Source organism: Lampropedia puyangensis (assembly GCF_004833285.1).
GTDB classification, from domain to species: Bacteria; Pseudomonadota; Gammaproteobacteria; order Burkholderiales; family Burkholderiaceae_C; genus Lampropedia; species Lampropedia puyangensis.
Map to the genome: position 1 here is coordinate 114,871 of NZ_STFG01000009.1, position 16,085 is coordinate 130,955.

Below are 16,085 nucleotides of genomic sequence, written 5' to 3' on the forward strand. Positions count from 1 at the left end.
AAGGGGATGGGATGTTTTGTCAAGATGACAAGCGGGTCACAAAACAGTCGCAATAAAAAGCAATAATGCATTTTTTTGCAATCTGTATCCTCTAATAAAAAGATGACCGTTTTATGAAAATCGAACCCCAGTTTCTGGCTGAGAAGAAAAAAACCGCACTATTGGTCGCAGAGGCAGCACGCGCGGTCACGCTGTCGTATTACGGCAGCCATTTGCCTGTGTGCACCAAGCAAGACAACAGCCCGGTTACTGAGGCGGATCGCCAGACCGAGCAGCGCATGCGCGCCGTGATTGCCCAGCATTGGCCTTCGCATGGTATTTATGGTGAGGAGTATGGCGCGGCCAACTCCGAGGCCGAATCGGTATGGGTGATTGATCCCATTGATGGCACGAAAAGCTTCATCACGGGCAATCCGTTGTGGGGCACGCTGGTGGCTTACTGTCTGGCGCAAGAACCTGTTGTTGGTGTCATTGATTTGCCTGCACTTGGGCAATGCTGGGTGGCCAGTCAGAATGGAGGTACTTACTGCAATGGAGAGCGTCGTTCTGTGATGCCTTGCTTGCAACTCGAGTCTGCGCGGTTTCAAACCACTTCACCAGATGCGTTTACGGCGCAGGAATGGGATGTTGTTGATCGCATCAGTCAGCAGTGTGCAATGCGACGCTTTGGTGGCGATTGTTTTATTTTTACGCAACTGGCCGCAGGCCATGTGGATGTCGTGATGGAAAGCGGCCTGCAGCCCTATGACTACATGGCCTTGGTGAATATTGTGCAAGAGGCTGGCGGCGTGATCTCTGATTGGCAAGGGCAGCCCTTGCACTTGCATTCTTCGGGGCAGGTGCTCGCCTCTGCGTCGGCGGCATTGCACGCGCAGGTGTTGGCCATGCTGGCGCAGTGACCAGCGATGCGTGTGCAGGCCTGTGCATAGGCACACATTGTGCTGGCGCGAATTAAGCCACTGGTATGCAGTTTGAATGCATGCTTGCCATTCAATGTTGAATACGCTGAACCTACGACGGCTGTGTATGTTGTGTAAAGCCATGTTGTTTAGCGGCCCACACCACCAGCAGTGCGACGGCCAATAGTGCCGTGACTGCAGGGGGAAATCCTGCCGCGCCCACGCGTTCCAATAAGACGCCACCCACAAGACCTCCTCCGGCTATCGCCAGATTCCATGCCGTCACCAGCATGGATTGGGCTACATCTGCTGCAGTAGGGGCCGTTTTGGCGAGAGCCGTTTGGAACAGCGTCGCAGCACCACCAAACGACAAGCCCCAGACTGATACCGCAATCAACGCGATGGTCGGGTGGTTTCCCCAAAGGCCCAGTGCCAACACCGATGTGCCAAACAGTGCGGTGCTGGCTAGTACGAGCGCCCTCAGATGCTGGTCGATCAGCACGCCGATCACCACAATGCCGAGTAACGCTGAAATGCCGAAGGCCAATAGCACCAGGTCAATCTGTGGTGCCATGCCAAGGGCGGCAAGCAGCGGTGCAATATAGGTGTAGAGGATGTTGTGCGCCAAGACATAGGCGAACAGCGCGAACAACACCGGCTGCACCCCGGGTATGGCGAATACCTGCCTGAGCGGCAGGCGCTGGCTCGAGGCTTGCCCCGGGAAGTCGGGCACTTGAAGGCGGACCCAGAGCAGCAAGACCACAGCCAATGCACTCATGCTGCCAAAGCACACGCGCCACCCCAGCCAATGCCCCAAGAATGTTCCCGCAGGGATACCCAGCGAGAGCGCTAATGGCGTGCCCACCATGGCGATTGCAATGGCACGGCCTCTCTGGTGGTCTGCCACCATTCTGGCAGCGTACCCCGCCAGCAATGCCCACAGTAGTCCAGCTGATACACCAGCCAGAAAGCGTGCCACCATGGTCAGGGCGTAGTTGCCTGAAAGCGTTGTGATGGTGTTGGCGAGCACGAAGCCTGCAATGGTGGTCAGCAGCAGCGGGCGACGGCGCATGCCTTGTGTGGAGGTTGCGAGTGGAATCGCAGCGACCAGAGAGCCGATGGCATACATCGTGATCGTTTGTCCAATCCAGGATTCAGGTACTGCTAAATCGAAAGCCATCTGCGGCAGCAGCCCTGCCGGCAGGGCCTCGGTGAGGATTGTGATGAAGGCTGCGGCGGCCAACGCAAGCAAAGAGGCGAGGGGTAGCTTCTCTTGCTTCTCATGTATGGATGTATGCATCATGAGAGCTCCTGGACACCATAAATGGCATCGCGCAGTTCAGTCACGAAGGGGCCGGACATGCCTTCGTACAACGTATTGGTGAACGCGACCACGCTCAATGCTTGTGTGCGATCTACGAACCATGAGTGGCCATAAGCGCCTCCCCATCGCCAAGTTCCTGGTGATTCGGGTGATGCGGCCAGTATGGGGTCACGAAGCACAGAGAAACCCAAGCCGAACCCAAAGCCTGGTGCGCAGGGCAACTGCGCTCCTTGGGTTTGGTCGCGTGCCATTTCTTCCAGTAATGCGCTTGGCAGCCATGGCGTTGCGCCGCGTCGCAGCGTTTCAAGAAAGTGCATGAAATCCAAGGCAGTACCGGCCATGCTTGCGCCTGCAGAATGAAAGGCATGGCGATTCAAGATGCGCGCAGGGCTGTAGGTGATGCCAACCGCACCTTCAAACGGGGACACCATTTCTCCTTCAGATAAACGGTGCGGCTGCGGCTTATCACTGACGTAGGGAACAGCCATACGCTGAGGATCGACGGCAATAAAGTCGGTATCGGCCATCTCCAATGGGCCTGTTACCAACGTGCGTACCGCTTCACCCAAGGAGGTGCCGCAAACATGGGCAACCAATGCACCCACGACATCGGTTGCCAAAGAGTAGGCCCATGCGCTACCGGGGGTGTACAACAAGGGAACGCGAGCGATGCGTTGCAGGTTTTCTTCCAGAGAATGCTCGGAAGCATCCATGCCATCAGAGACCCCTGCCTGTGCGTAGGCGCCATGGGCATCGGCTTCAAAAAAGCGATACCCCAAACCTGCGGTATGGCTGAGTAAATGCCGAAGTGTGATGCATGCAGGTGTTCCATCTGGCAGTTTGGTTTCGAATTCGGGCAGATGGTAGCGAACATCATCGTCTAGCCCTACTCGACCTTGGGCGACCAGAATCAGCGCGGCAAGCGAGGTGATGGGTTTGCTCACTGATGCAAGCCGGAAAATGGTATCAAGGGCCATGGGGCGGGCATTTTCGCGATCTGCCCATCCTGCTGCTTGTTGGTGAATCCATTCTCCGTTGCGCATGACCAGCACGACGGCACCAACCAGTCTTTGCGCATTCAGCGCGCGTTGGATCACTGCGTGAATGCGGTGATTGACATGTGGGGAGAAAGCGTTTGGGGGCAAGTGGGGAAAACTGGTCGACACGACAAAGTCCTTGGTTGAAAAGGTGAAGGAAAAGCGAAGCCGTGACGATAGGAAAATCTGGATTAAAGAAAAAGTAGTCTGCAATTCCTTGTTGTGCGGAATAATGTTTCCGCAATAGGAGAGGGTATGGAAAGCTTGAATGGCTTCGCTGTGTTTGTGCAAGTGGCCGAAACCCGCAGCTTTGTGGCGGCGGGGCGGTTGCTGGGGGTGTCGGCTTCTGCTGTCGGGAAAAGTGTGGCGCGATTAGAGGAGCGGTTGGGGGTGCGTTTGTTTCACCGCAGCACGCGTAGCATGACGCTCACGGCTGAAGGCGCCATGCTTTTAGAACGCAGTCGACGCATCTTGGCTGAGATTGAGGCTGCAGAGCAGGAGCTGTCACAAGCCAGTGGCGCACCGCGAGGACGTTTGCGCATCAGCTTGCCGCAGGTCAGTGCTTTGGTGTTGCCTGTGCTGGGTGAATTCATGCAGGCTTATCCTGACATTGAACTTGATTTGGATTTCACCGACCAAATGGTGGATGTGATTGAAGAGGGGTTTGATGCTGTGGTGCGGACGGGAGAGCCTTCAGACTCGAGACTGACGGCGCGCCGGTTGGGGCGTTTTCGCTCGCTGTTGGTAGCCTCTCCAGACTACCTTGCACGGTATGGCACCCCGCAGGTGCCCGCTGATTTATTGCAACACCGCTGCCTGCACTACCGCTTTGGACATAGCGGAAAGCTTGAGGTATGGGCACTGCGGCAGGAGCCTGGAGCACCTGCGCTGCATTTGCCAACGGCTATGGTGTGCAACAACATTGAAACGCGCGTGTGCTTTGCTCTGCAAGGACTGGGCATTGCTTACTTGCCGGATTTTTCTATCCGCGAGTTTTTGGCTGATGGGCGCTTGCACTCCGTTTTGGAAAACGATGTGCAGCGCACGGGTGTGTTCCATGTGCTCTGGCCTGCAAGCAGGCATCCGTCGCCCAAAGTGCGGGTGTTGGTGGACTTTTTGTGTGAACGGGTATTTCCTGAGCCATCCAATTAGGCTGCTCACCACACACAAAGCGCGTTCGTTGCAATCGAATTAAAAAAGGCGGTGCAGTGCGATAGCGCGGGTGACTCAGTGCTGCACATGCAACTACAGAGCCGCAACAGCGCCAAGATGGCGCTTTGAGGTTCCTGTCGTTAGGCTTGCCTGCAGACCCTAAACACGTGCCAACTTGCTATCGTTGGGCATGTGTGCGGGCCTGCTGTCGTTTTTTTGTGCAGTGGCGCAGGCGTCAAGCGTTTGCGCTTTGACGGCGATGGTGCCGCGCACCCAGTAACAAGAGCAGCGCGGCTAGGCCCGCCATACTCCACACCGGGTTGGCAGGTACTGGTGTGGCTTGTGCTGGCGCAATGGCTGCTACAGGTGTCAAGACCACAAGGGGGTCGTGGATTGAGCCGTTGATCTGGCCGTCCTCATCCAATTCACCACCATCGGTCACGGTATAGTCAATGCGGTTGCCCGTTATGTTCAAGCCCGCTATGTCGTGCATTTCGCCTGTAGTGGTATTGAATTTTTTTACCATTGCGCCTTCTGGCAATGCTGCGTCAAAGGTCAATGCCACATTGGCGTTGAATCCGAGTTGGTTGCAGTCCTCCAGTTCGAAAGAGATAGCGCCATAAGGCGCTTGCCAACCTGCAGGAATATCCAGGTGGATTGCCGCTGCGGTTGTTGTACGTGCCTGTGCAGCTTGGCAACTTGCTGTGCTGCTAATCTCCAGCGAAGAGTTGGCAAGGCCACTTCCACTCAAGAGTTGTGACAGGACAGGAGCTGCGGGCGTTGGCAATGTCTCGCCCAATTGGAAGCTACCTGTATCGCTCCAGTCTGACCAGTTCAAATGCGCATCGCGCACCCGCACGCGCCAGAACCATTGTTGCTGGTTGGCGAATGCCAGCACAGGAATGGGCTGATTCCCGAATGGATTGAATGCGGATACCTTTTCGCCATTGGCGTTGGTCAATTGCGCAAAGCATTGACGGCCGCCCTGGCGGCCTTGGCCTGCTGTGTCTCCATTGCTATCCCAGCGGCGTGCGCAATCCCAGCGTTCGGCCAAGTCATTGGCGCCCGGCACGATCTGTTTGTACAACTGGCCGATTGGTGTGCTGGCACTTTGGTTGGGGTAAAGGCGCGCAGGCTTGTTCAGCATCTCACCTAACGCCAATTGGCTGATATCGGAACCTGCCTGGGTATTGGTTCTCGTCTTGCCAATGTAGGTCCAGCTTTCGCGGCGTGTCTTGTCTCCCCACACATCAAACACAGTGGCGCTTGCATTGCTGAAAGAGGGGTGCTGGGATACTTGCCACTGCGCTTCATAAACGTCAGCTTGGTTGGGCAGGCTGTATGCCAGTGTCACGGTGTCGGGCTCAACTTGGCCTAAGAAGCGCTGGGGCAATACAGGCTTGGCATTGAATGTATTGTTTGTGATTTCAATGGCATCGTCTGGCACCGATGAGATGGTGTTGTTCCTCAGGTTGTGGCGTTCCCATTGCAGCGCTTTGGTTTTGCCAAAATCTACCCGCAGGCGGCCATAGCCAAACGCATTGTCTGTATTGACAAAGACATCCAGATCGGTGTCCTCCGGCATTTGGGCGGGCTCCAAATCACCGCTTGCAGAAGCAACAGTGAGCCACAGGTGGCGCGCGTTCATAGAGTTGCCGCGTTCGTAGGTGTGAACATGGCCATTCAGGTTGGCAGTAATGGCACCAGTTTGCTCACCATAGCTTTCCAACTGGGCAATGAAATCACAAGCTGCTACCACTTCACCACCGCGCCATTTGGTGGATAGGCAAGGGTGGTGGTTGAGCAAAAAGACGTGTGATTTTTGCTTTGCTTTGGTGTCGGCCATCAGGTTGGTGAACCAATTGAGGTGTTCACGCATGTAGTCTTCACGAAACAGGGTGCGACCAAAGTCATAGGTTGCAGTGTTCCAGCCACTCGTGTTGTGCATGGCTGAAGCAGGGTTGAAGTCACTGCTGATGATGCGCAATCCCAAATAATCGGTATGGAACCAGTGCTGTGGGTATTTTTCTGATTCGCTTGGCGCCGCTTGATAAAAATACTTGCGGTAAGTTTTCATCCAAGCGTTCGTATCGCTTTGCACTCGGTCCTCTCCGTAGTACTCATGGTTGCCGGGCGCTGGAATAATTGGCACATAGGCTGATATGGCTTGCATCGGGGCGAAAAAATGGTTAGCCCATTGTGCGCGCGCGCTGCCTGTAGATACCAGATCGCCAGGCACCAGCATTGCTGCGATGTTTTGTGCACAACCGAGGCTGCTACCCCCACAGTCAAGGGCTAATACACCTTGCTCAATGATGTTTTTAAAGCGCTCTTGCAGGCCATCTTGTGTATCCGATACGGTGATGAAATGTGCTTTGTCTACACCGTCTCCTTCTTTGGGCCATGTTTTGAATGCATAAGGCCCTGCAAGCTTGGGTGCAAGGCTGTTGCCTGTGATCACCGCATATTCGTACAGGGTGTTGGAATCAAGTCCCTCAATGGCAGCAAAGAATATTTTTTCATCAGCCAAATTGCCTTCTGCATTTTTTGCGGCAACGATGGTGTATGCCTCGGAACTGCCGTGTTTACGTACCCATACCGTAGGCTCGGCTTCTGTGGTTTCAAACATCACCACCATGCGATCAGGCCCAGGGCCTTGCAGCGTGGGACTAACCGTCATGGTCGGCTTTTTGTTGCTTTGCGGCAGTGCGCTGCTGTCAAATGGAGGGGCTACTTCCACCTCCTTTTTTTCGATACGCAGGTTGTCTATGGCCCAGTACCAGTTGTTGGCGGTGTTATCAAAAAGCCATTGCACGTTCACAGTCGTTGCGCCATTTGGCACGGTCACAGTTTGACTGAGCGTGCGGTTGGGCTGGTGGTTTTGCCCGTCTAGTGTGTCAATATCGTATTGCACCAGCGTGTGTGTACTACCGTTGCTGAAAACAGCCACTGCTGAGGCATTCTGCGGTTTTTGGCCCTGAAGATAGTGCGAGTCAAACGCAATGGAATAGCTTTGGCCTGCTTCCACTGGAAACGCTGCTGAACTGAGTTTGGTTGTGAACCTTCTGCCATTGAGGGGGCGAAGCCCGTCTGATTCGGCCACCGCAATGCCGTTTGAGGCTAGGTTGAATCCTGCGCGTTGATTTGAGCTGTTGGGGGTCAGTAAGCGATTCCAGGTCGCTTTTTGAACAAACTTCCATCCAAGCCACTCTGGTTTGCCTTGGCTTAGCGCTACAGGACTGCTGAGATCGTCGGTGTAGTACGTGCTGATGGTCCAGCCCTCAGGTGGCGTGTCAGTGACTTGATCGGTGGGCGAGGCGGTATCAAAAGATTCGCTGACCACCGCGTTTTGAGCGAATAGCGCTGCTGAAAAAGGCAGCGTGACAACCAGACACGCCGCCTTGATTGCATACCGGGACATAGAACACTCCATGGTTGATGAATGAAGTGCATAAATTAGCCAGTGTGCATGAAACTACGATGACATAAAAGTGCAAATATACAAAATAAAGCAAATTCGGGGGTGTCATGGCTGTTGCCTCTGCCGCACTTCGACAGCAAGGGTGTCCGCGACTGTCAGCAATTACATGTTTACAAAAAGCTTGCCGGAGCTTTTGATTTCGTCCATCACCGCGTAGGTGCGTGTTTCACGAACACCCGGCAGACTCCATAGCACACGGCTGGCGAAGTCGCGGTAAGCGTCCATGTCTGCCACGCGGGTTTTGATGAGGTAATCAAAACCGCCAGCGACCATGTGGCATTCCAGAACCTGTGGGTGGGCTTGAATGGCCGCATTGAATTCGTCGAAAACATGAGGGGTGGTGCGATCAAGCAAGACCTCAACAAACACCAACATGCCAATACCAAGCAGGCGTGGATTCAAGCGGGCTTCGTAACCTAGTATGTATTGCTCACGCGTGAGCCGTTGTACGCGTGCCAAGGCAGCTGTGGGCGATAGCGCGACCTGTTCGGCCAGTTTGAGGTTGGAGATGCGACCATCGTCTTGCAAGGCGCGAAGAATGCGACGGTCTGTACGGTCAAGAGGGTGAGGCTGTGTCTCTGTGCTCATGGTGTGGCATGGGGTTGTGGTTGCTTTGAATTTAAATGAATATTTTTGAGTTTATTAGTGATAAATTTTTATAAAAGAGAATTAAACGAAATAAAAAACTACACAAAACCCGGATTATTGCGCACATTCACCAACTTCTGTTTTGACTTTTTATGTGCTCAACCTCTGTTGTTACGGCTGCTGCGCCATTCGCGTGTTTTATTCAGCCTGCTGGTTTAGGCGTTCCTGCGCTTCGTGCTGCAATAACGGCTGCCTGGCGCCAAGCGGAGCCAGAAGCTGTGGCGCATGTGGTGCAAGGCGCTCGTTTACCCGCTGGTGTTGCTACTGCTAGCAGTCAACTGGCAGAGCGCTTGGCTTATGGCTTGCGCAACCGCAAAGCCAGCGGTGGTCGGGCCGGTTTGGTGCAAAGTTTGCTGCAAGAGTATGCGCTGTCCTCCCAAGAGGGCGTTGCGTTGATGTGCTTGGCTGAGGCGCTGTTGCGTATTCCGGATGCTGCCACACGCGATGCCTTGATCCGCGACAAAGTTGCACATGGCCAATGGGCCGAGCACTTGGGCCATAGCCGCTCGATGTTTGTGAATGCAGCAACTTGGGGCTTGCTCTTGACAGGTAAGTTGGTGGGAACCCACAGCGAGGCGGGGTTGTCCTCGGCATTGGCCCGGCTAATCAATGCTGGCGGTGAGCCGTTGATTCGCAAAAGTATGGACATGGCGATGCGCATGATGGGCGAGCAATTTGTCACGGGCGAGACGATTGAGGAGGCGCTTAGCAATGGACAGCGGCTGGAGGCCAAAGGCTTTCGCTATTCATACGATATGTTGGGTGAGGCGGCTTTGACAGCTCGCGACGCGGAGCGGTATTTGCGTGACTATGAGCAAGCCATCCATGCGATTGGCAAAGCATCGAATGGGCGCGGTGTGTATGAAGGCCCGGGGATTTCCATCAAGCTCTCGGCGCTGCACCCACGCTACAGTCGTGCTCAGTACGACCGGGTGATGGGGGAGTTGTATCCAACGCTCGTGCGCTTGTGTGCGTTGGCTAAGCGTTACGACATTGGCATCAATATCGATGCCGAAGAGGCAGATCGGCTAGAAATTTCGCTAGATTTGCTGGAGCTGTTGGCGCATGAGCCGCAGTTGCAAGGTTGGCAGGGCCTTGGTTTTGTGATTCAGGCTTACCAAAAACGCTGCCCATATGTGATCGACTATTTGGTTGATTTGGCCAAGCGCAGCCAACGGCGTTTGATGGTGCGTTTGGTCAAAGGCGCGTATTGGGATTCCGAAATCAAGCGTGCGCAGGTTGATGGCCAAAGCGGCTATCCAGTCTATACACGCAAGCCCTATACCGATGCATCGTATCTGCACTGCGCACGCAAATTGCTGGCCGAGCCTGATGCGATTTATCCGCAGTTTGCCACGCACAACGCCCATTCATTGGCCGCGATCTATACGTTGGCTAATCCTGCTAACTATTACCCCGGACAATACGAGTTCCAATGTTTGCACGGCATGGGCGAATCATTGTATGAACAGGTTGTTGGTGCGGAGGTAGAGGGGCAATTGGGACGACCTTGCCGTATTTATGCACCAGTAGGTACGCACGAAACCTTACTGGCTTATCTGGTGCGACGCTTACTGGAAAACGGAGCCAATACCTCTTTTGTGAACCGCATCGCAGATCAGCACATTCCGATTGCTGATTTGGTTCAGGACCCCGTTGTGACGATCGATGGGTTTGCGCAGACTGAGGGAGCGCTGGGTTTGCCGCATCCAGCCATTCCTTTACCGCGTCACTTGTATGGTGCATTGCGGGTGAATTCGCGCGGCCTTGACTTGGCCGACGAGCATAGCCTGCAGCAATTGCAGCAGGATTTGGTGGCTGGAGCGCAAATGCCTGTGATAGCTGAGCCACTTTTGGCGGAAGCGACTGCTATAGGCCGTTCGTCGGTGCCCGCTGGCAGCGTAGACATGCAGCCTGTGTTAAATCCAGCGAATCACCGTGATGTGGTGGGATTTGTGCGTGATGCAACCGTTGAGGATGTTCGGTATGCGCTTGATGGCGCGCAGGCTGCGGCGCAGAGCTGGGCAGCAACACCTGCACAGGCACGGGCGCAGATGCTGTTGCGAGCGGCAGATCAATTGGAAGAAGATATGCCGCGTTTGATGGGCATTTTGATGCGTGAGGCAGGCAAGACAGCGTCCAATGCGATTGCTGAAGTCCGCGAGGCGGTGGATTTTTTGCGTTATTACGGCCATCAAGTCGGGCAGACCTTTGAGAACGCAATACACAAACCTCTGGGGCCGGTGGTGTGCATTAGTCCTTGGAACTTTCCGTTGGCGATTTTTTTGGGGCAAGTGTCCGCTTCTTTGGCTGCAGGCAATGTGGTCTTGGCTAAACCGGCGGAGCAAACTCCATTGATTGCTGCAGAGGCGGTGCGTGCGCTGTGGCGAGCTGGGGTGCCCAAGGCCGTGGTGCAATTACTGCCTGGCGCTGGTGGCACAGTGGGGGCCCAATTGGTTGCCGATGCCCGTGTGCAAGGGGTGTTGTTTACTGGTTCGACGGAAGTGGCGCATTTGCTTCAGCGCAATGTGGCCGATCGTGTGGGCCTCAATGGCCGCTCTATTGCCTTGATTGCCGAAACGGGGGGGCAAAACGCGATGATTGTTGACTCCTCGGCTCTGGTGGAGCAGGTGGTGGGCGATGTGCTCAGTTCGGCATTTGATAGCGCAGGCCAGCGTTGCTCTGCTTTGCGCGTGCTTTGCGTGCAAGAAGATGTGGCCGATCGTGTGCTGGAAATGTTGTTGGGCGCAATGGCTGAGTTGCGTGTAGGCAACCCGGCGGTGCTGGCAAATGATGTGGGGCCAGTGATTGATGTGCAGGCCAAGCAGGTGATTGAGCAGCACATTGAGTCCATGCGCGCCATTGGTAAACGCGTGCACCGTGCAAACCGCGTGCTTCAGGACGAAGAAGGCTGTTTGCGTGATGGTACGTTTGTGTTGCCTACTGTCATAGAGATCAACCATATTAGTGAGTTGAAACGAGAGGTGTTTGGTCCTGTTGTCCACTTCTTGCGCTACCGACGAGAAGATCTGGGGGAATTGATTACACAAATCAATGAGACCGGTTATGGCTTGACCTTGGGGGTACATACCCGCATCGATGAAACGGTTGCGCAAGTTGTCCAGACCGCAGAAGCAGGAAACGTATATGTGAATCGCAACATGGTCGGGGCGGTGGTTGGTGTGCAACCTTTTGGTGGGGAAGGCCTTTCCGGCACGGGGCCAAAAGCTGGCGGCCCTTTGTACCTGCACCGCCTTTTAGCTCAAGCGCCGTATCGGGTACTAGGGATGATCATGGCAAGTCGGGAGGGGGCCAATGACAGCACAATAAATGGTGCGGCAAATACTGCTTTGCAGGCGATGCACAAAGAAGTGTGGGAGGCCTACCGGGCTTGGGGCACTGCATTGGACGTGCAGCAAGTCCATGCGTGGGAAGCTCTATCAGAACGTCTTCCTACGCGTTGGCAGGAGGAGTTGACGGGGCCAACTGGAGAGGGCAATTGCTATAGATTGGTGCCGCGAGAGCGCGTTTTGTGTTTGGCTGAGCACGAGTCAGATTTGCTGATTCAATTGGCGGCTATTGTCCTGGTTGGAAGTCAAGCAGCGTGGCCAGCGCAATGGCGTGCATTATGGGAGCGGTTGCCTGCTCTGGTGCGAGGCCGCGTCAAGCTGGTTCAGTCGTGGCATGCTAATGAAGTGTCTTTTGACTTGGCATTACTGCATGGAACAAGAGAAGCACTGCTTTCAGTACAGCAGCAATTGGCGCAACGTGAAGGCGCTATTGTGGCTGTGGAGTGCCTGGAGCCCGGATGCACTACGATTGCACTTGAACGTTTGGTTATTGAGCGGGCTGTGAGTACTAATACAGCAGCGGCTGGGGGAAATGCATCCTTAATGGCGATGGCATGAGCAGGGTGCGTCGCACGAGTGCGACAGCCAAGCGTCTTCATGTCCGTAAGGGTGTTGCACTAGCTTGCCTGCTTTGCAAAGTCATGGGATAATGGAGAGCTTTCCCACCTTTTGGATGGGGGAGATGCTTTTATTGTCTCCAAGTATTTGGTGGTAATGAAAGTAGGGCTTGGTGTGAGCTTGGCCCATGTTTTTGAAATCACGTTTAGGAACTCGATTCAATGCCAACAATCAATCAGTTAGTCCGTCAAGGGCGCTCTGTTGAGACTGTTAAGTCTAAGAGCCCTGCGATGGAAGAGTGTCCACAACGCCGTGGCGTTTGCACTCGTGTGTACACAACAACTCCGAAAAAACCAAACTCCGCTTTGCGTAAGGTTGCCAAAGTGCGCCTGACCAACGGTTTTGAAGTGATTTCGTATATCGGTGGTGAAGGTCACAACCTGCAGGAACACAGCGTGGTGCTGGTTCGCGGTGGTCGTGTGAAGGATTTGCCTGGTGTGCGTTACCACATCGTGCGCGGTTCGCTGGACTTGCAAGGCGTGAAAGATCGCAAGCAATCCCGTTCCAAGTATGGTGCTAAGCGTCCTAAGAAAGCCTAATCGCTTTCGTTTTTTCCGGAGGTCAGAAAGACTGTCCCGGTTTTGTCACAGTTTTGTTTTACGGTGTCTGTCTGTTTTGACGAGCGGATGGGCGTAGTGACCCAAAGAGTCATCCTGATTCGGGTCGAGTAAGTGCAGTGCCCGTATGGCCCTGTATGGCGCGAGCCAACTGAAGCAAATTATTTGAGGTGAAAAATGCCACGTCGTCGCGAAGTTCCCAAACGTGAGATTCTGCCGGATCCAAAATTCGGTAATGTAGAGCTGTCCAAATTCATGAACGTGATCATGGAAGGCGGCAAAAAAGCGGTGGCCGAGCGCATCATTTATGGTGCCTTGGACATCATTGGTGAGAAGCAAAAAGACAAAGATGCGCTGGAAGTGTTTACAACTGCCATCAACAACGTCAAGCCTATCGTGGAAGTGAAGTCCCGCCGCGTTGGTGGTGCTAACTACCAGGTGCCAGTTGAAGTGCGTCCAGTCCGTCGTTTGGCTTTGTCCATGCGCTGGATTAAGGAAGCCGCTCGTAAACGCAGCGAAAAATCGATGGCTCAGCGCTTGGCTAATGAGCTGATTGAAGCAACTGAAGGCCGTGGTGGTGCTATGCGCAAGCGCGATGAAGTCCACCGTATGGCCGAAGCCAACAAGGCATTCAGCCACTTCCGTTTCTAAACCAATTTGTAATTGCGGCCGCGAGCCCGACCTGTATCAAATTCACAGGCGGGCTTTTGGTTGTTCATGGAGTATTGAAAAATGGCTCGCAAGACCCCTATTGAGCGTTATCGCAATATCGGTATCTCTGCTCACATTGATGCTGGTAAAACGACAACGACTGAGCGTATTTTGTTTTACACCGGTTTGTCGCACAAACTCGGTGAGGTGCATGACGGTGCTGCAACAACCGACTGGATGGAGCAAGAGCAAGAGCGTGGTATTACCATTACCTCTGCTGCTGTGAGTACGTTCTGGAAGGGTATGGATGGCTCGTTCCCAGAGCACCGTATTAACGTGATTGATACCCCCGGCCACGTGGACTTCACGATTGAAGTCGAACGTTCCATGCGTGTGCTGGATGGTGCGGTGATGGTGTATGACTCTGTGGGCGGTGTGCAGCCTCAGTCTGAAACTGTTTGGCGTCAGGCTAACAAGTACAAAGTGCCACGTATCGCGTTCGTGAACAAGATGGACCGTATCGGTGCCAACTTCTTCCGCGTGCGCCAAATGATGGTGGACCGTCTGAAGGCCAATCCCGTGCCGATCGTGATCCCGATTGGTGCTGAAGACCAATTCAAAGGCGTGGTCGATTTGCTGAAGATGAAGGGCATCCTCTGGGATGACGCTTCTCAGGGTATGAAGTTCGACTACGTTGACATTCCTGCTGACTTGGTGGAAACCGCCAAGGAATGGCGTGAAAAAATGGTCGAATCCGCAGCCGAAGCTTCGGAAGACCTGATGAACAAGTACCTGGAAGAAGGTGACTTGTCTGAGAAAGACATTGTTGCAGGCTTGCGTGCACGTACTTTGGCTGGTGAAATTCACCCCATGCTGTGCGGCTCTGCGTTCAAGAACAAGGGTGTGCAACGCATGCTCGATGCTGTGATTGAACTGCTGCCTTCGCCGCTGGATATTCCACCTGTTGCTGGTGTGGATGACGACGAGCAACCGACTTCCCGCAAGGCTTCCGATGACGAGAAATTCTCTGCATTGGCGTTCAAGATGATGACCGACCAGTTCGTGGGTCAGTTGACTTTCGTGCGTGTGTATTCCGGTGTTCTGCAAAAGGGCGACACGGTGTACAACTCCGTGAAAGGCAAGAAAGAGCGTATTGGTCGTATCGTGCAGATGCACGCCAATGACCGTATCGAAATCGAAGAGCTGCGCGCTGGCGATATCGCTGCTTGCGTGGGCCTGAAAGATGTGACTACCGGTGAAACGCTGTGTGATCCTGCTGCCATCGTGACTTTGGAGCGCATGGAGTTCCCTGAGCCAGTGATTGCGCAGGCTGTGGAACCAAAAACCAAGGCTGACCAAGAGAAGATGGGTATTGCCCTGAACCGCTTGGCTTCTGAGGATCCATCCTTCCGTGTGCGCACTGATGAAGAGTCTGGCCAGACAATTATTGCTGGTATGGGCGAATTGCACTTGGACATCATCGTTGACCGCATGAAGCGCGAATTCGGTGTGGAAGCCAACGTAGGTAAGCCTCAGGTGGCTTACCGTGAGACCATTCGCAAGACAGTTACCGATGTGGACGGCAAGTTCGTGCGCCAGTCTGGTGGTAAAGGTCAGTACGGTCACGTGGTCTTCACGATTGAGCCACAAGAGCCTGGTAAAGGCTTTGAGTTCGTTGACGAAATCAAGGGCGGTGTGGTTCCACGTGAGTACATCCCTGCGGTTGAAAAGGGCGTGATCGAAGCCCTGACTTCCGGTGTGTTGGCTGGCTACCCAGTGGTGGACGTGAAAGTGCGTTTGACATTCGGTTCCTACCACGATGTGGACTCGTCCGAGCAAGCGTTCAAGATGGCCGCTATCTTCGGTTTCAAGGAAGGTGCCCGTAAAGCCCAGCCTGTGATTCTCGAGCCTATGATGGCCGTTGAAGTGGAAACACCTGACGATTACGCTGGTAACGTGATGGGTGACTTGTCATCCCGCCGCGGTATGGTGCAGGGTATGGAAGCCATGATTGGTGGCGGTCAAGCCATTAAGGCTGAAGTTCCGCTGTCTGAGATGTTTGGTTATGCAACACAGTTGCGTTCCATGTCTCAAGGCCGTGCCAGCTACACCATGGAATTCAAGCACTACGCTGAAGCGCCTAAGAACGTGGCAGATGCTATCGTTGCAGCACGCGCCAAGTAATGCTTTCCTTGCTCGCTTGCGCGCAATAGCGTGAGCGGGCGGTCTGCGATGCAGCGCTTTCCACTTCGCCTTGTGGGTGGATTTAGAGGCAGTTGCATGCAGACCTAAAAATCTCAACACGGGCATGTTCTTTAATCTCAAAGGAAATTGAAATGGCAAAAGGTAAGTTCGAACGTACGAAACC

Annotated in this window: 10 protein-coding genes; 6 read left to right on the forward strand and 4 right to left on the reverse strand. The window is 54.1% G+C overall.

Annotated elements, in window-relative coordinates; genetic code table 11:
* Positions 1–113 precede the first annotated feature (113 nt).
* The gene (gene hisN, locus E9531_RS09920; RefSeq protein ID WP_136573599.1) at positions 114–899 is read left to right on the forward strand and encodes a histidinol-phosphatase; all 786 of its coding nucleotides are present in this window, start codon (positions 114–116) and stop codon (positions 897–899) included.
* Positions 900–1,011: 112 nt separating this feature from the next.
* Here hisN and E9531_RS09925 read toward each other — a convergent pair whose 3' ends face one another.
* Both E9531_RS09925 and E9531_RS09930 read right to left on the reverse strand, forming a co-directional pair.
* Positions 1,012–2,199 (reverse strand): MFS transporter, encoded by a 1,188-nt coding sequence (locus E9531_RS09925; RefSeq protein WP_136573600.1) that lies wholly within the window; start codon positions 2,197–2,199, stop codon positions 1,012–1,014.
* Positions 2,199–3,389 carry a serine hydrolase domain-containing protein gene (locus E9531_RS09930; protein ID WP_211343411.1) on the reverse strand — a complete coding sequence of 397 codons (1,191 nt, stop codon included), beginning with the start codon at positions 3,387–3,389 and terminating at the stop codon, positions 2,199–2,201. The genes E9531_RS09925 and E9531_RS09930 overlap by 1 nt, the downstream gene beginning before the upstream one ends.
* Positions 3,390–3,515: 126 nt before the next feature.
* Here E9531_RS09930 and E9531_RS09935 point away from each other — a divergent pair, with 126 nt between their 5' ends.
* On the forward strand, positions 3,516–4,412 hold the full coding sequence (locus E9531_RS09935; protein WP_136573601.1) for a LysR family transcriptional regulator: 897 nt from the start codon (positions 3,516–3,518) through the stop codon (positions 4,410–4,412).
* Positions 4,413–4,647: 235 nt separating this feature from the next.
* Here the strand turns inward: E9531_RS09935 and E9531_RS09940 are convergent, their stop codons facing one another.
* Together E9531_RS09940 and E9531_RS09945 are read right to left on the reverse strand one after the other, a co-directional pair.
* Complete coding sequence (locus E9531_RS09940) at positions 4,648–7,833, reverse strand: metallophosphoesterase family protein (protein WP_158291756.1); 3,186 nt, start codon at positions 7,831–7,833, stop codon at positions 4,648–4,650.
* Positions 7,834–7,995: 162 nt separating this feature from the next.
* The gene (locus E9531_RS09945; protein WP_136573603.1) at positions 7,996–8,481 is read right to left on the reverse strand and encodes an Lrp/AsnC ligand binding domain-containing protein; all 486 of its coding nucleotides are present in this window, start codon (positions 8,479–8,481) and stop codon (positions 7,996–7,998) included.
* A 152-nt stretch (positions 8,482–8,633) separates the two neighbouring features.
* Here E9531_RS09945 and putA point away from each other — a divergent pair, with 152 nt between their 5' ends.
* The 4 genes from putA to fusA all read left to right on the forward strand — a co-directional run bounded on the left by putA (position 8,634) and on the right by fusA (position 15,901).
* Complete coding sequence (gene putA / locus E9531_RS09950) at positions 8,634–12,449, forward strand: trifunctional transcriptional regulator/proline dehydrogenase/L-glutamate gamma-semialdehyde dehydrogenase (protein ID WP_136573604.1); 3,816 nt, start codon at positions 8,634–8,636, stop codon at positions 12,447–12,449.
* 221 nt (positions 12,450–12,670) lie between these two features.
* Positions 12,671–13,048 carry a 30S ribosomal protein S12 gene (gene rpsL / locus E9531_RS09955; protein WP_136405849.1) on the forward strand — a complete coding sequence of 126 codons (378 nt, stop codon included), beginning with the start codon at positions 12,671–12,673 and terminating at the stop codon, positions 13,046–13,048.
* 195 nt (positions 13,049–13,243) lie between these two features.
* On the forward strand, positions 13,244–13,717 hold the full coding sequence (gene rpsG, locus E9531_RS09960; protein ID WP_136405850.1) for a 30S ribosomal protein S7: 474 nt from the start codon (positions 13,244–13,246) through the stop codon (positions 13,715–13,717).
* An 81-nt stretch (positions 13,718–13,798) separates the two neighbouring features.
* Positions 13,799–15,901, forward strand: coding sequence for an elongation factor G (fusA, locus tag E9531_RS09965; RefSeq protein WP_136573605.1), 2,103 nt, complete (start codon positions 13,799–13,801; stop codon positions 15,899–15,901).
* The last annotated feature ends 184 nt before the right edge of the window (positions 15,902–16,085 follow it).